General features: G+C 51.3%; 16 protein-coding genes. 7 read left to right on the top strand and 9 right to left on the bottom strand.

Annotated elements, in window-relative coordinates; genetic code table 11:
- The first annotated feature begins 20 nt into the window (after nt 1-20).
- The 3 genes from MKY48_RS31370 to MKY48_RS31360 all read left to right on the top strand — a co-directional run bounded on the left by MKY48_RS31370 (nt 21) and on the right by MKY48_RS31360 (nt 4,844).
- A complete protein-coding gene (locus tag MKY48_RS31370; RefSeq protein ID WP_339273715.1) occupies nt 21-3,380 on the top strand; it encodes a cellobiose phosphorylase in 3,360 nt (1,119 codons plus the stop codon).
- Nucleotides 3,381-3,463: 83 nt separating this feature from the next.
- Nucleotides 3,464-3,961 carry a GNAT family N-acetyltransferase gene (locus MKY48_RS31365; RefSeq protein ID WP_076323948.1) on the top strand — a complete coding sequence of 166 codons (498 nt, stop codon included), beginning with the start codon at nt 3,464-3,466 and terminating at the stop codon, nt 3,959-3,961.
- Nucleotides 3,962-4,184: 223 nt separating this feature from the next.
- Nucleotides 4,185-4,844 carry an MOSC domain-containing protein gene (locus MKY48_RS31360; RefSeq protein ID WP_339268542.1) on the top strand — a complete coding sequence of 220 codons (660 nt, stop codon included), beginning with the start codon at nt 4,185-4,187 and terminating at the stop codon, nt 4,842-4,844.
- 108 nt (nt 4,845-4,952) lie between these two features.
- On the opposite strand, the gene MKY48_RS31355 is transcribed toward MKY48_RS31360, so the two are convergent.
- Together MKY48_RS31355 and MKY48_RS31350 are read right to left on the bottom strand one after the other, a co-directional pair.
- A complete protein-coding gene (locus tag MKY48_RS31355) occupies nt 4,953-5,501 on the bottom strand; it encodes a GNAT family protein (RefSeq protein ID WP_076323950.1) in 549 nt (182 codons plus the stop codon).
- A 41-nt stretch (nt 5,502-5,542) separates the two neighbouring features.
- Nucleotides 5,543-5,797, bottom strand: a complete 255-nt coding sequence (locus MKY48_RS31350) for a DUF2164 domain-containing protein (RefSeq protein ID WP_339268539.1) — start codon at nt 5,795-5,797, stop codon at nt 5,543-5,545.
- A gap of 112 nt (nt 5,798-5,909) precedes the next feature.
- Between MKY48_RS31350 and MKY48_RS31345 the strand changes: the two genes are divergently transcribed.
- Both MKY48_RS31345 and MKY48_RS31340 read left to right on the top strand, forming a co-directional pair.
- Nucleotides 5,910-6,077 (top strand): hypothetical protein, encoded by a 168-nt coding sequence (locus MKY48_RS31345; RefSeq protein ID WP_339268537.1) that lies wholly within the window; start codon nt 5,910-5,912, stop codon nt 6,075-6,077.
- A complete protein-coding gene (locus tag MKY48_RS31340) occupies nt 6,074-7,792 on the top strand; it encodes a glutamine--tRNA ligase/YqeY domain fusion protein (RefSeq protein ID WP_339268535.1) in 1,719 nt (572 codons plus the stop codon). Before MKY48_RS31345 ends, MKY48_RS31340 begins: the two co-directional genes overlap by 4 nt.
- A 167-nt stretch (nt 7,793-7,959) precedes the next feature.
- Here MKY48_RS31340 and MKY48_RS31335 read toward each other — a convergent pair whose 3' ends face one another.
- Nucleotides 7,960-9,243, bottom strand: coding sequence for an MFS transporter (locus MKY48_RS31335; protein ID WP_339268533.1), 1,284 nt, complete (start codon nt 9,241-9,243; stop codon nt 7,960-7,962).
- 141 nt (nt 9,244-9,384) lie between these two features.
- Here MKY48_RS31335 and MKY48_RS31330 point away from each other — a divergent pair, with 141 nt between their 5' ends.
- Complete coding sequence (locus MKY48_RS31330) at nt 9,385-10,041, top strand: molybdenum cofactor guanylyltransferase (protein ID WP_339268531.1); 657 nt, start codon at nt 9,385-9,387, stop codon at nt 10,039-10,041.
- Between the two features lie 160 nt (nt 10,042-10,201).
- Here the strand turns inward: MKY48_RS31330 and moaA are convergent, their stop codons facing one another.
- Nucleotides 10,202-11,206, bottom strand: coding sequence for a GTP 3',8-cyclase MoaA (moaA, locus tag MKY48_RS31325; RefSeq protein WP_339268529.1), 1,005 nt, complete (start codon nt 11,204-11,206; stop codon nt 10,202-10,204).
- A 340-nt stretch (nt 11,207-11,546) separates the two neighbouring features.
- On the opposite strand from moaA, the gene MKY48_RS31320 reads away from it, so the two are divergent.
- Nucleotides 11,547-12,224, top strand: coding sequence for a molecular chaperone TorD family protein (locus MKY48_RS31320; RefSeq protein WP_339268527.1), 678 nt, complete (start codon nt 11,547-11,549; stop codon nt 12,222-12,224).
- A gap of 90 nt (nt 12,225-12,314) precedes the next feature.
- Here MKY48_RS31320 and MKY48_RS31315 read toward each other — a convergent pair whose 3' ends face one another.
- The 5 genes from MKY48_RS31315 to MKY48_RS31295 all read right to left on the bottom strand — a co-directional run bounded on the left by MKY48_RS31315 (nt 12,315) and on the right by MKY48_RS31295 (nt 18,017).
- Nucleotides 12,315-15,530: an efflux RND transporter permease subunit gene (locus MKY48_RS31315; RefSeq protein WP_339268525.1), complete on the bottom strand. Its 3,216-nt coding sequence runs from the start codon at nt 15,528-15,530 to the stop codon at nt 12,315-12,317.
- Between the two features lie 46 nt (nt 15,531-15,576).
- On the bottom strand, nt 15,577-16,518 hold the full coding sequence (locus MKY48_RS31310) for a TetR/AcrR family transcriptional regulator (protein ID WP_339268523.1): 942 nt from the start codon (nt 16,516-16,518) through the stop codon (nt 15,577-15,579).
- Nucleotides 16,519-16,669: 151 nt separating this feature from the next.
- The gene (locus tag MKY48_RS31305) at nt 16,670-16,984 is read right to left on the bottom strand and encodes a multidrug efflux SMR transporter (RefSeq protein WP_076323958.1); all 315 of its coding nucleotides are present in this window, start codon (nt 16,982-16,984) and stop codon (nt 16,670-16,672) included.
- Nucleotides 16,984-17,325 (bottom strand): multidrug efflux SMR transporter, encoded by a 342-nt coding sequence (locus MKY48_RS31300; protein ID WP_076323959.1) that lies wholly within the window; start codon nt 17,323-17,325, stop codon nt 16,984-16,986. The genes MKY48_RS31305 and MKY48_RS31300 overlap by 1 nt, the downstream gene beginning before the upstream one ends.
- Nucleotides 17,326-17,420: 95 nt before the next feature.
- Nucleotides 17,421-18,017 carry a TetR/AcrR family transcriptional regulator gene (locus tag MKY48_RS31295; protein ID WP_339268521.1) on the bottom strand — a complete coding sequence of 199 codons (597 nt, stop codon included), beginning with the start codon at nt 18,015-18,017 and terminating at the stop codon, nt 17,421-17,423.
- Between the last annotated feature and the right edge of the window lie 167 nt (nt 18,018-18,184).

The following is an 18,184-nucleotide window of genomic DNA, read 5'->3' as shown; positions in this document are numbered from 1 at the left end:
TTGTGACAGCCAATCAAGTAATGCACGATGCAAAAGTTGTACTCCAGGCAGGAGAATTGACGTTTTCCTTTTTGCCTAGCGGTGATCTTTATCAAGCCACTTACGGCACGACGATGATTAATCAACTGCTCTCCAATTCGATTGATGGCGCCCTCAATAATTTGTTTCTGAGAATCCATACGGAAAGCGGCATTGAGGCCGTTCCTATGCTCGGAGTACACTCCAACAGCGTGGTCACTCATGCGGATAACCGGATGATGTGGGAAGGCAGCGTCAAGGGAGTAGATTATAAGGTTCTGTTTACCCCAACGGATACCGGCGCGTGGTTCTGGGACATTCAGCTTCAGGGGGAAGGAATTCTAGCCGACGTCGTGTATGGACAGGATATCGGCATCGCCCATCCGGGAGCCGTTCGAACCAATGAAGCATATTTGTCCCAATACATCGACCATGCTGTATTCGAGCAGGAAGGTCTGGGGTATGTCGTGTGCTCCCGTCAAAATCAGCCGCAGGGAGGCGTATTCCCCTATCTTCAACAGGGAGCGCTGACTTCTGCGGTCGGATATGCAACGGATGGCTTTCAGTTTTTTGGCCTTTCCTATAAAGAGACAAATCAGGCGGAGGCTTTATCCAAGGAGAGCCTGCCGAATGAGGTATATCAATACGAGTTTGCCTATACGGCCCTGCAGTCCCCTCGTGTACCGCTTAGTGGCACAACCCGGTTCGTATTTTACGGCTTGTTTAAAGAGAATCATCCGGATGCAGTCACAACACTGGAATTCCAGGATGAGCTTCAGGCTGCATGGCAGCAGGTTGAAGCGTCCCGCTTGACGGAGACGGGCAATCGGCTGCCTCGGATCGAGCGATCCGAGCGTTTCGGGGAGCCTCTGCGCACATTGCCGCTGACGGAAGACGAGCTGAACAATTTGTACCCTGTACGCCGCCAAGAGGAGCGTGACGGGGAAGAACTGCTCTCGTTCTTCACGGATACTTATGAACATATCGTCATGAAGGAGAAGGAGCTTCGCGTAGAGCGTCCACATGGCCATATCTTGATGAGCGGCAACAATGTGAAACTGGGCAGTCCTGTCATTACGACAACCTCTTACATGTATGGTGTGTTTAATTCCCAGCTGGTGACGGGGAACACGAACTTCAACAAAATGATGAGTCATGCGCGGAATGCACTGAACGTGCCTAAGACATCCGGTCAGCGGATTTATGTGGAAATGGACGGCGAGTATCGTCTTCTGACGATGCCATCCGTGTTCGAGATCGGCTTTAACTATGTGCGGTGGTACTATAAGACCGAAAGCGACATGCTGATCATCACCAACTTCACGTCTGCTGCGGCATCGGAGGTTACGCTTCAAGTCCGTTCCGAGAGCGGAAGGGCTTATCGTTATCTGGTCACTATGCAGATCACGATGGATGTCAACGAATACGAAGTGCCTTATCATATGGTTCAGGAAGACGGTATTCTGACGTTCCGTGCCGATACGTCTTCACTCAGTGCTTCTGTGTACACAGATTTGCATTATCGTCTTCGCGTGACGGGAGCCGATATGCAGGTTAAGGACGAAACTTGTCTGGCAAGCAACACCGCGTCTGGCAGTGCTTCCTTAACAGTACTTGAGCTTGGCGAGAGTGCGGAATGGACCATGACCGTACAAGGCAGCCTTGATGCAGCGAACGCTCCGCTTGCGGCGCGGGAAGCCGATGAAGAGATTGCAAGCTACCGCTCATTCTATGCGTCCGTCATGAACGGGTTCCATCTGAGTCTGAAGAATGGACAGGAAGGAGGCTTGTTCAAGGTGAATGCGCTCGCCTGGTGGTATACGCATAACATGCTCGTTCACTATTCGGTACCGCACGGCCTGGAACAATACGGCGGCGCTGCGTGGGGAACGCGCGATGTGTGCCAAGGGCCTGTTGAATATTTCATGGCTACGCATAAATATGAGCAGGTACGCGATATCCTGCTAGAGGTGTATTCCCACCAGTATGAGGATGACGGAAATTGGCCGCAGTGGTTCATGTTTGATCAATATGCCCATATTCAGCAGGAAGAGAGCCACGGCGATATTATCGTATGGCCGCTTAAGGTGCTGGGCGATTACTTGGCTGTCACACATGATTACGACATATTGGATTCGGTTGTTCCTTACACCAGAAAGCACAGCTTCGATTTTACGGAGCAGACGTACACCGTGCTTGAGCATGTGAAGAAGCAAATGGCCTATATTCAAAATCATTTCCTTCATGACACTTATCTGTCTTCTTATGGAGACGGGGACTGGGATGATACGCTACAGCCGGCGAACGCGCAGCTGAAGCAGTTCATGGTCAGCAGCTGGACGGTAGCTTTGACCTATCAGACCTTGAACCAGTTCTCCCGCGTTATGGAGCGTGTGGACCAAGCGATGTCCGGTGCGATAGGGGACCTCGCGGAAGGAATCCAGCAGGATTTCAATACGTATATTCTGAATTCTGAAGTGATTCCCGGCTTTGTCTATATGGAGAGCAAAGAGCAGAGCAAATTCCTGCTGCATCCGTCCGATCAGGAAACGGGAATCCAGTACCGCCTTCTTCCGATGACGCGCAGCATGATTAGCGAGCTGCTGACGCCGGAGCAGGCAGCAAGCCATTATGAGATCATCCGTGAGCAGCTGTTCTGTCCGGACGGCGTGAGATTGATGAACCGTCCAGCCGTATATGCCGGGGGCGTTAGCACGCACTTTAAGCGGGCGGAGCAGGCGGCGAATTTTGGCCGGGAGGTTGGTCTTCAATATGTGCATGCGCACATCCGTTATGTAGAGGCGATGGCAAAGCTCGGCAAGAGCAGTGAGGTTTGGAGTGGGCTTGAGCGTATTAACCCGATCGGCATTACCGAGGTTGTGCCAAATGCGGAGCTGCGTCAGAGCAATGCGTATTTCAGCAGCTCGGACGGGAAGTTCAACACGCGCTATGAAGCGCAGGAATCGTTTGATGCACTGCGGAGCGGACGCGTGCCTGTCAAAGGCGGATGGCGGATTTATTCCAGCGGCCCGGGGATCTACATGAACCAGTTGATTTCCAATGCGCTTGGCATTCGCGAAGCGGGAGGAGACCTGGTGATTGATCCGGTCCTGCCGAAGACGCTGGATGGCCTGGAGTTCCAATTCAATTATGCGGGGAAGGCGGTAACGTTCATTTATCACGTGGATCGCGCCGAGCGGACCCGTATCACGATTAACGGGCAGGATGTGGCAGCGGATGCTATCCGGAACCGATACCGTACAGGCGGCGTTCGTATTGCAGGTGCGGATTTCAAACGATTGGCCGGAGAGGGCGACACCGGCTGTGTCGTGGATATTTACGCCTCTATTCATGAACAATAAATCTTGACCCGTGAAACTCGTCTGCAAGAAGGCTAACTGGTCTGATATAATAGAGGGAATGGTTATCAAAGCGAGGGATGGCGATGAAGACCCGGCAAGAGACATTGACCATCCGGTTCTCCGAGATGAAAGATGCTGCTGCACTCATGGAACTCGACGAACTGGTATGGGATCGCAACACGGCCCCTGCCCCATTGGAGTGGACCTCAAGAGAACATTATCTTCTGCATTGTCCGCCAGGCACACAGCTCGTGGCGCTGCATGAGGAAGAACTGTGCGGTTACATCGGATTCCGGTCGCCCACAAGTCTTCACAGCAATCGTCATGTACTGGAGCTGAACATAGCGGTTCACCCTGCTTATCAACGACAGGGCATCGGACAGCGGCTGATCGAGGCCGTGAAGGATATGGCGCGCGTGGAAGGCATTTCGAAGCTGAGGCTGCGGGTGCTGTCCAGCAATCCGGGCGCACTCTCTTTTTACAGGAACTGCGGGTTTCAGGAAGAGGGCAGACTGATTCAGGAGTTCTACGTGGATGGACGTTACGTCGATGATATCTTAATGTGTTGCTTCTTATCATGATCACATCATGATATCCCTCTAGGCCGGTTAACGGGCAGCAGAGAGATGGAGTTATAGGTTTGAACAGTCCGGCAGCTTGCCGGGCTGTTTCGTATGTTAAGGTCAATCAGGGATTTCTGGTTGGCCTTATGTTATTTGGCCCGCCGCTTAAATGGCTTCTGGACAAGGGCACAGGCTATTGCATATAGTAGATGAAAAGAAAAGAAGGCGGAGGTTATTTTCCATGACCATGGGCATTGTATCGCTGAATGTGGGAAAGCCTGTAACGGTTGATTACCTGGGAAAGGACCTGTCTACGGGGATTTATAAGCAGCCTGCGGAAGGCCCCTTGTTCCTAAGTTCATTGAATTTCGAAGGGGATGGTCAGGCCGATCTCGTCAATCACGGCGGCGTGGATAAGGCGGTGTGCGCGTACCCCTCTGAGCATTATCCTTATTGGGAACGCTCTTTGGGCAAGCAGATGGAGTATGCTGCATTTGGCGAAAACCTGACGCTGCGGGAGATGCTGGAGGATCGGGTCTGCATTGGGGATGTATACCGGATAGGCGACGCGGTGGTGCAGGTCAGCCAGCCCCGGTATCCATGCTTTAAGCTGTCACAAAAGCATGGCGTTAAAGATATGCCGGCAAGAGTATTGAATACGGGTTACAGCGGGTTTTACTTTCGAGTCCTGGAGGAAGGGAATGTCCGCGCCGATTCAGCGGTCGCTCAGCTTGAGTCTCATGCTTCCGGCATAACGGTGCTGGACGTGCTCCAGATGATGAAGGATGGACGGAAGGATGAACGCGGGTTGTTCCGCATGCTGGAGATCGATGTGCTGTCAGCCAGCTTGAAGGAGCAATTCGGCAAATGGCTGAAGACCCTGCGGGACAACCAGGAGTGAGACGTGGGCTCCCAGCCAAGCCAGGCCCTTGCCTTGAACATATAGACAACAAAAACCGGCTTGTGTCCTTATCGTAGGATACAAGCCGATTTTATTTCGGATTAAGGGTTACCTCATCCGCTTCCATTCGCTCTGAATCATGCCGTAGACCGCGTGGTTGACATATCCTTGAGGCAGCTTCTCGGCTTCCCTTATGACTCCCTCCAGCACAAATCCCAGCCGTTCCGGAATGGCCCGGCTGCGATGGTTCGCCGTTGCACAGCGGATCTCCACTCGGTTCAGGCCCATGCGCATCAGCGCGTGATCCGTGAACGCCCGGCATGCGCTTGTCATCAGGCCTTGCCCCGTAAAATGCTGATCCAGCCAGTATCCGATGCTGACGGAGCGGTTGCTCCAATCAATCTCATGGAACGAGATGGTGCCCGCCAGTTCCTCGCGGACCCAGATGCCGGCCGAGAAGCCGCCATTCTCAGCCGCTTGCTTCATGGCCCCTTTGATATAATTGACGGTATCGTTGACCTCGGTGACGGCATCCACCCATGGGAGCCACTTGCGGAGACGGTCCCGAGACCGGTCGGTAATCTCGAACATCGCCCGTGCATGCTCTATGGCAAGGGGGCGTAATTCAACATGGTCATCTAATGTGTATCCAAACATACGGTATCTCCTTTGTTCTCCATCGTGAAGAGTATGTAGCTTTAACGAGTCCGCTTCACTTTTTGCTCTAATGCGTAAATATCTTCTTCAAGGGAAATCATACGCTGATTGACCACCGTTCTGCAGTCGCTTAGCGCTTGATTGTATAGATGCGGCCCTAAGGTCTCCATGAAAAAATCAAGAATCCCTTCCGCAGCCAGATGGCCGAGGGTTTCGCCGCGCTCTGTTTCAAAGTATTCCTGAACCCGTTCAACCAGGTGTTCGCGTTGTTCTTTGGGGAATTTGCTAGGTTTCATAAGATGATTGCAGGCCTCCTTCCATCGTTGTTTTTCTCTCCATGCTACCCTATTGAAAAGCCCCCGTCAAAACGATTCTCACCGGCATTTTCGGCTGTGGGAGGATCTCTGTATGCAGGTTAGATGCTGGGAGCAGGCTGATCGCTGGAATCCTCATCCCAAGTCGGCAACTTGCGGCACGGAAGTGCCGAATTCCTTGAACAATCACGGCATTACAGGTATATTTAAGGGAAACACGTTTATACAGGAGATAGACAGAAATTACAGGACGAAAGGTTGATCAACGTGGAGAACCATCGGGGCACCCCCTCCAATTTCATAAAAAATGTTATTACCGAAGACCTGAAGTCCGGTAAAGTCAAGGAAATCGTTACCCGCTTTCCGCCGGAGCCGAACGGCTACTTGCATATTGGACATGCCAAGGCCATATGGATCAATTTCACGCTGGCCGATGAATTCGGCGGACGGACGCATTTGCGGTTCGATGATACGAACCCGGTGAAAGAAGACATTGAGTATGTTAACTCCATCAAGGAGGACGTGAAGTGGCTCGGATTCGATTGGGAAGAGCTGCGGTACGCGTCCGATTATTTTGAAGAGATGTACAATCGCGCAGTGCTGCTGATTAAGAAAGGGAAAGCTTACGTGGATGACCAATCCGCTGACCAAATTCGCGAAAAGCGCGGAACCCTGACCGAGCCTGGGCAAAATAGCCCGTACCGGGATCGCAGCGTGGAAGAAAATCTGGATCTGTTCGAGCGGATGCGCAAAGGGGAATTTGCCAACGGCGAGCGCGTGCTGCGCGCCAAGATCGATATGGCTTCGCCGAACATCAATTTGCGGGATCCGGTCATCTACCGTATCTCCCACGCGCATCATCATAATACAGGCGACAAGTGGTGCATCTATCCGATGTACGCTTTTGCCCATCCGCTGGAGGATGCCATTGAAGGGGTTACGCATTCCCTGTGTTCTCTTGAGTTTGAAGATCAGCGCCCCTTCTATGATTGGGTTGTGGCGGAATGCGAGATGGACAGCACACCGCATCAGTACGAATTCGGGCGTCTGAACGTGGCGCAGACGGTTACGAGCAAACGGAAACTGAAGCAGCTCGTAGACGAGAATGTGGTGGACGGCTGGGATGATCCGCGCATGCCTACGATCTCTGGACTTCGCCGTCTGGGATACACGCCTGAAGCCATTCGCAACTTCGTGTTTGAGACGGGAATTTCGAAGGCGTACGGCACGGTGGACCGCCAAGTGATGGAACACTTTATCCGTGAGGACCTGAAGCTGAAGGCGCCGCGCACGATGGCTGTGCTGGACCCGCTGAAGGTGGTCATTACGAACTATCCTGAAGGCCAGACGGAGTGGCTGGATGCCGAGAACAATACGGAGAATCCGCAGATGGGCGTCCGCCAGATTCCGTTCTCGCGCGAGATCTATATCGAACAAGAGGATTTCATGGAGGATCCGCCGAGCAAATATTTCCGCTTGTTCCCTGGCAATGAGGTGCGTTTGAAGCATGCGTATTTCATTAAGTGCAATGATGTGATCAAAGACGAGAACGGCAAGGTCGTTGAGATCCACTGCACGTATGATCCGGAGACGAAGAGCGGTAGCGGCTTTACCGGACGCAAGGTGAAGGGAACGATTCACTGGGTGGAGGCCACGCAGGCCGTACCAGCCGAATTCCGCCTGTTCGAACCACTGTTCAAGGACGAAGAGGAAGAAGCCGAATTGGTACCAGAGGTTGCAGGCGAAGCGGAAGAAGCAGCTGCCGAGAAGTCCTTCCTGGACGACATCAATCCGAACTCGCTGCAAATCGTGCAAGGATTCGTGGAACCGAATATGAAGGATGCTGCACCGCAGGACAAGTTCCAGTTCTTCCGCCACGGATATTTCAACGTCGACTCGAAGTATTCGCAGCCAGGGCGTCCGGTATTTAACCGCGTAGTCTCCCTGAAGAGCTCCTTCCAGCTTCCGAAGAGCTAATCAAGATTGCAAATAGAAATGGAGGCATTGAAGGGGAGAAGAGTCTCCCGTGCCTCCCTATAACGTAAACAAGACTCGAAGATTCCGTTACAGGATTCATTCGAGTCTTGTTATATTTACGGTGATACCATCTTGTCATTTGAATGGCTTCTCCTACGGACCACGTTCTAACTCGCAGCATACTCCTCGATCTCGTCGCCTTCGGGATCGTCCGGATGCAGCGGCTGGTACCCGTGCTTGCGAAGGTTGTACCACATCCAGCCAAAGCCGATAGCACCCACAATGGCAAGCATCGTACCGGTCCGGTACATGATCTGCGCCCCGAAGTTCTGGAACATCCAGCCGCCGGCGAGACCGCCGATGACGCCGGATATGCCGCTCCAGCTCAAGGTATAGAGTGCTTGTCCGGAAGCGCGATACGGCGTGGGCACAAATAGCATCGTCAACTGAACGCCAACATAGAAATAGCCGCCGAAGGTTACGCAGTGCAGCAGCTGGATGAAGGCCACCTCCAGCGCGCTGTTGGCTTCCGCCATCAGCAGCCAGCGGAGGGCGAAGAGCAGGCTGACAATCGTCAGGCAGCCGACCAGGACATTGATTTTCCGTTTCAGGAAGCGGTCAAACAGAATGAAGATCACCACTTCAAATATCGACGAGAAGAAGATGGCAAGGCCCACCATCTGCTTGGTACCGCCAAGCTCCAGAATGTATAGGGACATAAAGGTGTTATTGGCTGTGTTCGGGATGGATACCATGATGCCTAACAGAATGAACCAGACAAAATAGGGATTCAGGAACAGCCTGCTGAGTCCTTTAAGGTTAACCGATGCCGAGGCCGTTGTTTTCTGGATGGAGGGCAATGTGAACATGAACAACGCCGCCACCAGGAGCATGACCGAGAACACGATAGAGATGCGTCCCGATCCGAGCCGGTCGATGACAGGTCCTGCAGCAATTGCCGTCAGCGCCCATCCCAGCGATCCCCATAGCCGGAACGAGCCGAATTTTTGCTGCGTCCCCTCAATATAGGTTAGAATCAGCGAATTTGTCTGCGAGAACATCGGAGTCTGGAAGAAATAAAAGAAAATCATCGTCATGTATATCATTGCATAGGTATTCGCCTGAAATACAAGCTGGACCAGCAGCAGCGTACCGGTCATCATGATCAGCAGCACGCGTTTGATGTTGGCCGCCCGGTCACCCCAGAATCCCCAGAACGGATTTGCGAAGATGGACACAAATGGCGCGATTGCCATCAGGCTGCCGATTTCGATTTTGCTCATGCCGATGTCTTGCAAATATAACTGGAAAAAACCGGTGAAGATGACCATGGTTCCGTAAATGAAGAAGTTGAACAGCTTGAGCGATGTCAGCGAAGGTTGAGCATTGTCCATATTCCGCAAGTAGGTCATTCCTTTCAAACCGAATACAATCCAAAATCGCGGCGACATAGGAAGCCGCTTTCCTTTCAATGTATCATGCATTGAAAAGGGATACAAACCATCTTTTAAATGATTTTCCATTATTCTGGTTATTAATCTGTAAACTGAATCAACTTTTTTTACAACGTGTAAGAAAGGCGGGAAGAACATATGAGCGATCACTCCCTAGATGTTGGCCTTTCGCCGGATCAGGTGACAGGTATCGTGCTTGCAGGTGGAGCCTCCCGGAGAATGGGGAGAAACAAGGCGCTGTTGCCTATGGAGGGAATTAGTTTGATCGAGCGAACGGTCCAGGTGCTTGACAAAGTTAGCGGACGGGTAATCCTATCCACGAATGTCCCGGCCGCTTATCAATTTCTTGAATTGGAGTGCATTCCCGATCTCTATGTCGGGCAAGGACCGATGGCGGGACTTCATGCAGCGCTCAAGTCATCCCAAAGCACATGGAATATGGTTGCTGCGTGTGACATGCCTTATATCCATGAGCGTTTCCTTCGGGGACTGCTGGATCTGGCGAACAAGCAGTACGCAGCCGACGCTGTAATCCCCGTGGTAGAGGGCAGGATGCATCCGCTGCTGGCGGCATATCGCAAAGAAACCGTAGAAGGCCTTGAGCACAGGCTGATCAAGGGACAACTGCGCATGGTGGAATGGGTGCAGGAGCTGAATGCCGTCTTTGTGCATGAGGAGCAATTAGAGGCAATGACGGGCCTTGATCCGCGCAGGATTTTATTTAATATGAACACACCTGGGGAATATGAGGCAGCAGGCGGCCTGCTGAATTCCGACTTGTCTGAGGATAGATAGTAGAGTTTTATAGCGGCATCAAGGTGCAAAGCCCGTTGAAACCGGTACTCATCCTAAAAAATAACCCCGCCAACTAAATGCTTGGCGGGGAATTTTAATATATAACTGCGGGCTAGCGATAATAAATCTGCCATCGGCAGTATACGCGCAGCAGACGGGTTTATCCGCCGATCTGCGACATGCGCCGGACGGTGGGAGTATGGTTTTGTGTCTTTTTCTCGAGCGCGAGCGCCATTTCATGATTCAGCGGTTTATCGCCCAGCGCTTTGCGGAACAGGTTCGCCACCGCGGAAGGATCATCGACGACACGGCGCACGTTAAATTCATCGGACCAGTATAGACAAGCCTTGATGTGGCCGTCCGCCGTCAGCCTGAGGCGGTTGCAGGAATCGCAGAAATGATCGCTGACCGGATGGATCAGACCGAAGGTTCCTGTAGCTCCAACCACTTTCATGTTGCGTGAAGGCCCATTGCCGGATGGTCCCTGCTCTTCTTGAATGGTCCACCCCGCCTCCTGGCACACTTCGGATACCCGGCTCAGCGGCAGATACGAATCTCGCCAGGCATCGGATGCTTGGCCGATCGGCATATATTCAATAAAGCGGACATGGAGGGGACGATCGAGCGTTAGAGCGATAAAGTCGCGAATTTCGTCTTCGTTGAAGCCCTTCATTAACACCATGTTCAGTTTGATCGGATCCAGGCCAGCTTCATAAGCGGCTTCAATGCCTTCCAGCACTTTATGCACCCGTCCGCCGCGCGTAATGCGCGCGTAACGCTCCTCATGAAGCGAATCCAGGCTGATGTTGATACGAGTGAGTCCCGCTTCCTTAAGCAGACGAGCTTTGGATGGGAGCATGATCCCGTTGGTGGTAAGTGATATATCTTGAATTCCTTCAATGGAAGCAATCATATGGACCAAGGATTCCAGATCCTTGCGCACCAGCGGTTCCCCGCCGGTAAGGCGTACTTTGGAGACGCCCATAGGGGCAAGGACGCGCACGATCGCTGCGATCTCTTCATAGCTCATAATCTGATCATGAGGCTGGAATTCCATTCCTTCTTCCGGCATACAATAGACACAACGAAGATTGCATCGATCCGTCACCGAGATGCGAATATAATCATGGACCCGACCGAAAGAATCTTTAAGCGGTTCGATCATGGAAATCCCCCTTTATAGCATGCATGGTCACATTGTAGCCATTCCCCGAACGGGAGTCAATGCGCCGTTTGGGTCATGACGGAGGACAAGCAGCGGCAAAATGGCCATTCTTTTGTGAGAAGAATCACAGTAAACGCTTTCGGGATCCATTATATTGAAGCTGTGAACAAAAGCTTTCTCCCCTTGAAAGCGAGTAGTGACATTCTAGATTTCCGAAAGTTTCCTGATTTTTCCGAAATTTTCGGAAATCATTTCTATCTGCTTTCATTAGGCGTTCATCTAAGATATACTGTCAAGGATATCACATCCAACAAGAAAGGTTACCAATAGGAGGTTCGATATGGCGATATCACCTGTTCAAACTTTGGAGGTGCCTGACGTCTGTCACAGATGGCTTGAAAACCGGGGGACGGTCTACGAGCTGCTGATTGATTTTTTGGGCAATTGGCCCAGCTTGTCTATGATTGCGGAATGGAGCCGCGGAAGTGGAATTAGCAAGGCTGCGGAGTGTTCGAAGGCCGGTACGGAACTGATGACATATTTATGTGGACGCTCACCTGAGGAATTGGTTCGGATTTGCGAATATGAAGGGGCGGAATACCGCCGATTGCTTCAGCAGTCCAAACAGCGTCAGGCAGCAGAGTCTCATTATACGAAGGATGGATGCGCTCAGGATTTAGCCGATTGTTACGCATCCGTCGGTATTGCCTTTAATAAACTGCACGGGGAAGCGGACGATCATATAGCCATTGAACTGGAATTTATGACACTGCTTCATGACCGTATGCTGAACAATACGTATTGTGAACATAGCATGCTGCAATTGATGGAGGTTCAAGAGAAGTTTCTGGAGGAGCATCTGTTGTCATGGGTGCCGTCCCTCTGCAAGGATCTGAAAGGATCCACGGAAAGTCCGCTTTATCAGTCGTTATTCAGTCTGCTGGAGGATTTCCTCGCACAGGATCTGAGCATGCTGAAGACGTGGAAGCATTCCAGGGAGGCTGTGCTGGTACATTAGCAAGCAAGACAACATCATAGTCGTCAACATCATAGTCATCAAAAAAGCCCCGATCTCCTATTATAGGAAACCGGGGCTTTGCTGTTCTACTTAATCTTCGATTCTTTTCTTGCTGAACTTCATCAGGAACTCATACACGATAGGTACCACCACGAGCGTGAGCAGCGTCGAACTGATCAGACCGCCGATAACCGTAATGCCGAGACCTTTCGAGATGATGCCTGCACTGCTCTCCCAACCGAATACGAGAGGCAGAAGAGCGCCGATCGTTGCGAGTGCCGTCATCAGGATTGGACGAAGACGGGTAGCGCCGGCTTCAAGCAGGGCTTCGCGTGTGCTCATTCCTTCGCGCTCCATATGGATTACGCGGTCGATCAATACAATCGCATTGGTCACGACGATACCGATCAGCATAAGTACGCCCATGAGTGCAGACACATTCAGTGTCTCGCCTGTGACGAGCAAGCCGATAATGGCTCCGATGACAATGAACGGCAGCGAGAACAGGATGGCGAACGGTGCGAGACCGCCACCGAATGTAACCACAAGCACAAAGTATACAATCGCGATGGCTGCCAGCATGGCGAGTCCAAGCTGTCCGAAGGTTTCGTTGATTTGCTCGGTGACGCCTCCGAATTGGACGGATACGCCGTCTGGAAGCTCAAGCTTATTCACTTCAGTCTCCAGGTTGGTGGAGGCCGATCCTACATCGCTGGACAGGATGTCGGCTGTGACGGTCACAACCATTTTCCCGTCGATGCGCATAATGGAGTCTGGAGTCGTTCCTTTTTCCACCTTGGCCACATCCTTGATCGGTACTTCGATACCGAGTGGGGAGGTGACGGTTTCGTTCTCGATTTCCTTTATACTCTTATAGGTTTTGCTGTCCGTCTCAATGTAAACATTGTAGGTCTTGTCCTCAATTTTGACTTCGGTCAAGACTGGACGTTCCCGTACCGGAGACAGCTTCATTGCCAATTGTCCGGCTGTCAGGCCAAGGGAGCTCAGCTTCTCTTGGTCGGCAACCAGCGTATACTGCTCGAACGCTTCGGACAAGCTGGTCTTTGCATTGTCGAAGGTAGCGGTATCCTTGTTTGCGAGTTCTGCGATTTGATCAGCCACCGGCTTGATCTGCTCCAGAGAGTCGCCAAAGACGTTAACCGTTAACTGGCTGCCGCCAAAGCCGCCGGCCGCCATGTCCATATTGGACCAAGTGCCATCCGGTACTTCCTTGGCAAGATCCTCGACAAGCGCTTTTTTGACATCTTCAAAGTTTTTCGTGTCCGGGTCATACATAATATAGAATAATCCGGAATTCGCTGATCCCATACCAAGCGGATTGCTTCCGCCGATGGAGTATTGCATCGTTTGCACTCCAGGCTGATCCAGGATCAATTTCTCCGCTTTTAATGCGCGTTCCTCTACATCCTCCAGCATGACGCCAGGTTCAGGAGAATAAGTGACCATGGCATATTTGTCTTCCTGTTCAGGAATAAAGCTAACTCCAAGGTACTTCGTCAGGAACAAGCTTCCTGCCAATAACACGATGGCTGCCAGGAATGTAATGGCTTTGTGATTCAGCGTCCATTTCAGAATGGAACGATACCCGCGGGCCATTGCGCCAGGTTTCTCTGCATGATCATGTTTGTTCTTTAAGCCTTTGCGGAACAGGCTGTGCGCCATAGCGGGTACGAGTGTGACCGCCACGACCAGGGAAGCGAGCAGTGCAATGACCATCGTCAATGCAAATGGCATGAACAGCTCTCCGACCATACCGCTAACCAGGGTAAGCGGCAGGAATACCGCGATGGTTACGATGGTGGAGGACATGATCGGTACAAACATTTCACGTGTAGCGGCACTAATAAGCTCTCGGCCTGTCAGCTTCTCGGTCGAGAGGGACATGCGCCGGTAGATATTCTCGATAACGACGATCGAATCATCGACAACCCGGCCGATAGCAACGGTCATGGCACCGAGCGACATCATATTCAAGGTGATATCCATTTGTCTCAGGCACAGAACCGCAATCAGCAAGGACAATGGGATTGAAATGATCGATATAATCGTCGAACGGATGTTGCGCAGGAAGATCATAATGATCAGAACGGCGAACAGTGCGCCGAATAATGCCTTGGAGAGCATCGTATGAACAGAGTCTTCAATCGGCTTGCCTTGGTCCAGCATGATTGTCAGATCCATGCCAGGATAGAGGCCTCTCAATTCTTCGGCCTTGTCTTTCACCTGATTGACAACATCAACCGTATTGGCGTCGTTGGCTTTCACGATTTGGATACCGATCGATTCCTTCCCGTTGGTGCGGGAGATGGATTCCGAGGTTCCGATAACTTCAATCTTGGCAATCTCACTGAGTTTCACAGTTGGAATGCCGGTCGGAACGGCAGGAGCACCGCTTGGTCCACCAGCAGCCGCACCGGCTCCAGGAGCGCCTTGTTGGCCTGCCCCAGCTGCATTACCGGAAGGCTGCTGCGATGGTTGTTGACCTGTCCCGGCATTCGGAGCACCAGCTCCGGCAGATGCATCTGCACCGCCGCCACCCGGAATAACCGGAATGGCGATATTCTTCAGATCGTCAATGCCGATGATGCCGCCATCAATAGCAACGGCCTTCTGCGATTTTTCCATTTCGAACATGCCGAGCGGAACGTACAGCGCTGAACCCTGCACGATTCCTTTGACGGTATCCTCCGTCAGGCCAAGCTCGTTCAATTTGTCCTGATTAAACTTTAGCTGTACCTCGTTCACGAATTGTCCGGCTACCTGGATGGAAGCAACTCCGTCCAAATCCTCCAGCTCCGGAACGATGTCTTTCTCTGTGATGCGTGTCAATTCATCCAATGCCATATTGTCTTTGTTCGCAATACTTAGGGAGACAACCGGCATGGAGCTCATGCTGAATTTGGATATGGTAGGTTTCTGGGCGTCATCAGGCAGCTTTACCTCGTTAATGGCTTCACGAACAGCAGCCGTAGCGTTGTCCAGATCACTACCATAATCAAACTCAACCATGACATTGGCTGCATTTTCCATGGAAGTGGAGGTTACGGTTTTGACGCCGTCAATATTGCGGAGTCTCGTCTCAAGCGGTTTGGTAACATCCTCCACAACACCTTCAGGGGCTGCACCCGGATAGATCGCGGTGACACTTAAGAACGGGACGTTAATATCCGGAATGGTTTCTTGCTTCATCGTCAGTCCGCTGTATAACCCTCCGAAGCTGACGATGATGGTCAGCAGCCAGATCGCAAACTTATTGCGCAGCGAGAAATTGATAATTCCTTTCATTAGGCGATTCTCTCTCCTCTCCAAAACTCTATGTCTGTAACTTGGACTAATTCCCCTTCATCATCATTCCACCGGGTGTAAGATAGCTTTCGAGTACAGTCACAATGGTGCCCTTGAGCTCCGTAAACAATGCTTCAAGGTCCTCGATCCCCTCCAAGTTGGCAAGCATTCCTTTCAGAACGGCCCGGCTGGGCTGAAGGGCAAGCAGCTCCTTCTCCATAATATTGAGCGACTCCATCGCATCTTCCCGGACATCCGGCTCCACCTGGATCCTCTTAAGCTCATTCTTCATCGTCTTAATAACAATGAGAGGGTGACGCTGCGTGCGCATGTCGGTTTGGCATAATTGACCCAATTGCCCAACCGCCTCCATCGGGATCAGGGGTTCGGGCCGTCTGCGCAGAATACTGGCTACAATATCATCCAGCAGCTGGATCTGATGATCAGCGATGATTCCTACATTCAAATGAAATCCCGGCATGAACAGGAAACGGATATAAGAACCGAGCATACTGCCCATAAACATGCCGATCTCCATCGTATACGGCTCTACGTCCGGTCCATAAATGGTTTTCAGCTTATTGTTAAACCACTGCAATGTAGCCAGCATTTCCTGCCGCATGTTTTCCTTGTCAAAAGGCGGTTTCCCCGGAGGCATCTGATCATGGAACTGCTTCAGGAGAAATTCCCGGATCTCCAGAAAATGGACCAGAAGCACTTCCGTCTGCTTGCGCAGCTGCTCCTTTGGTGCAAGCAGTGGATCGTGGTCGACCCGGAGAATCTCATCTTTAATGCGGCTTGCGATAAGCTCGTAAATGCTCTTTTCCAGTTCCTCTTTGGATTTGAAATGAAGATAGAGGCTGCCTTTCGACATCCCGCATACTTCGGCAATTTCCTGCATGGAGGTAACCGAAGAGCCCTTCGCGGAAAACAGCTGCATCGCAGTGATGAGTATTTGCTGTCGTTTTTCTGCCGTTTTATCAGTCAATCAATAGTTCACCTCGCTTGAGAACTTTGCGGTTCTTAGATTGACCATAAGGTCAAGAATTATTATATATGAAAAAGAACGACCGTTTCAACTTTACTACGGTCGTCCCTTTTCATGGGTTCTGAAAATATATGAAATTTGTTGAAATTATTTAACTGATCAATTTCAGACCGACAGCCGAGCACAGAATCATGGCAATAAACAGCACCCGCCGCCACTCCTTGGGTTCCCCGAACAGGAACATCCCGGTGATCGCGCCGCCCGCCGTTCCGATTCCCGTCCAGATGGCATAAGCGGTACCCATAGGCAGTACGGTCATGGCGTAGGAGAGGAGGGAGAAGCTGGCGGCAAAAGATAATGCCAAAATCAGTACATAGCGCCATCCCTTACGTTCCGACACGCCTTTGATACCGATAACGCCGCCGATTTCAAATAATCCGGCAAATACAAGAGCAACCCAGGCCATTACTTGCTCACCTCCGGTTCTGCATGATCGCTGGTAATCAGTTTAAGTCCGACCACACCTGCCAGCAGCACGCAGATCAGAAGCACCTTGAGCACTTTAAACGGTTCTCCGAAGAACAGCATTTCGGAAGCCACTGTTCCGGCTGTGCCGATTCCCGTGAAGACGGCATACACCGTTCCGACCGGCAGCCGTTTGGCCGCCTCGATAATAAGATAAAAGCTCGCTGTAATGGCGGCCACGGTTCCAAGCCATTCCCATGTGTTAGAGGAATGCTTCAAACCCATCACCCATATGATTTCAACCAATCCAGCAAGCAGCACATAAAGCCAGTTGCGATTCATTATAATTGTCACTCCTTTATGAAAATAACAGTAACCCCTCACTTACCGATTCCTATTCTCCTTAAGCCCCTTTAGCATGCGTAGAATAGGAGACATTAACTCTCGTGGTTATATCCCTGTTTCTTTACCCCTAACCAATACACGGGCCAAGCGGCCACAACCCGTCTTAGGGCCCGTTCTTCTCCGCCGTATACGGTTTCCAGATGAATTCCGTCCAGCAAGGTCATGTAGGCAATGGCGGCTTTACGCGGATAACGAATAATGCGTCCGTGAACCGGGCAGCCTGCGGCAAGCAGTTTGGACAGGTTCTCCTCCTGCTGGTCCAGCAATGGATATACCATCCCCATCACTTCGTCGTACAGCGAGCTTGGCGGGAAGAAGGCCATCCGCAAGAAGAACCGGACTTCATCATCCATACGATAAGCTTGGAGACGGCTTTCAAGAAATCCGTGTAGCTGCTGCTCCAGCGGCCAATCCGCATGGTCGAGAAAATAGCCTACCATTAAGTCCTCTTGGCGCTGGAATACGTCCTGAAGCACCTGCAGAAACAAATCTTTTTTGCTGGAAAAATGGGCATAAATCGACGGTTTTTTGATTCCGCAGTCGTCAGCAATATGTTTTAACGATGCCCCTTCGTAACCGTTTTTGGCAAAGTGGGCAAGGGCGGATTGTTTAATGTCGACGGCACTCATAAGATTCCTCCTAACTAACGATCGTTAGTTATATTTTTAACAAATGGCGTTCGCATTGTCAATATTTTATTTTTGGGTATCAGGCCTTGTCGGCTCAAGGAGAACAGTCTTTAGTTCCTGGGGGAGATCATGTAGAATATGGTGTGACCAGCATCGTACATACATAG

The organism is Paenibacillus sp. FSL W8-0187 (genome assembly GCF_037969755.1).
Lineage (GTDB): Bacteria > Bacillota > Bacilli > Paenibacillales > Paenibacillaceae > Paenibacillus_AQ.
This window is presented reverse-complemented; position numbering and strand designations above follow the sequence as displayed.

Coding starts and splice junctions, on each gene's coding strand:
- MKY48_RS31365 (WP_076323948.1), top strand. CDS start 3,464: ATGAAGACCCGGCAAGAGACATTGACCATCCGGTTCTCCGAGATGAAA.
- MKY48_RS31300 (WP_076323959.1), bottom strand. CDS start 17,325: ATGAATCGCAACTGGCTTTATGTGCTGCTTGCTGGATTGGTTGAAATC.
- MKY48_RS31360 (WP_339268542.1), top strand. CDS start 4,185: ATGACCATGGGCATTGTATCGCTGAATGTGGGAAAGCCTGTAACGGTT.
- MKY48_RS31345 (WP_339268537.1), top strand. CDS start 5,910: ATGCAGGTTAGATGCTGGGAGCAGGCTGATCGCTGGAATCCTCATCCC.
- MKY48_RS31355 (WP_076323950.1), bottom strand. CDS start 5,501: ATGTTTGGATACACATTAGATGACCATGTTGAATTACGCCCCCTTGCC.
- MKY48_RS31295 (WP_339268521.1), bottom strand. CDS start 18,017: ATGAGTGCCGTCGACATTAAACAATCCGCCCTTGCCCACTTTGCCAAA.
- MKY48_RS31320 (WP_339268527.1), top strand. CDS start 11,547: ATGGCGATATCACCTGTTCAAACTTTGGAGGTGCCTGACGTCTGTCAC.
- MKY48_RS31330 (WP_339268531.1), top strand. CDS start 9,385: ATGAGCGATCACTCCCTAGATGTTGGCCTTTCGCCGGATCAGGTGACA.
- MKY48_RS31350 (WP_339268539.1), bottom strand. CDS start 5,797: ATGAAACCTAGCAAATTCCCCAAAGAACAACGCGAACACCTGGTTGAA.
- MKY48_RS31315 (WP_339268525.1), bottom strand. CDS start 15,530: ATGAAAGGAATTATCAATTTCTCGCTGCGCAATAAGTTTGCGATCTGG.
- MKY48_RS31305 (WP_076323958.1), bottom strand. CDS start 16,984: ATGGCCTGGGTTGCTCTTGTATTTGCCGGATTATTTGAAATCGGCGGC.
- MKY48_RS31370 (WP_339273715.1), top strand. CDS start 21: ATGCACGATGCAAAAGTTGTACTCCAGGCAGGAGAATTGACGTTTTCC.
- moaA (WP_339268529.1), bottom strand. CDS start 11,206: ATGATCGAACCGCTTAAAGATTCTTTCGGTCGGGTCCATGATTATATT.
- MKY48_RS31335 (WP_339268533.1), bottom strand. CDS start 9,243: ATGTCGCCGCGATTTTGGATTGTATTCGGTTTGAAAGGAATGACCTAC.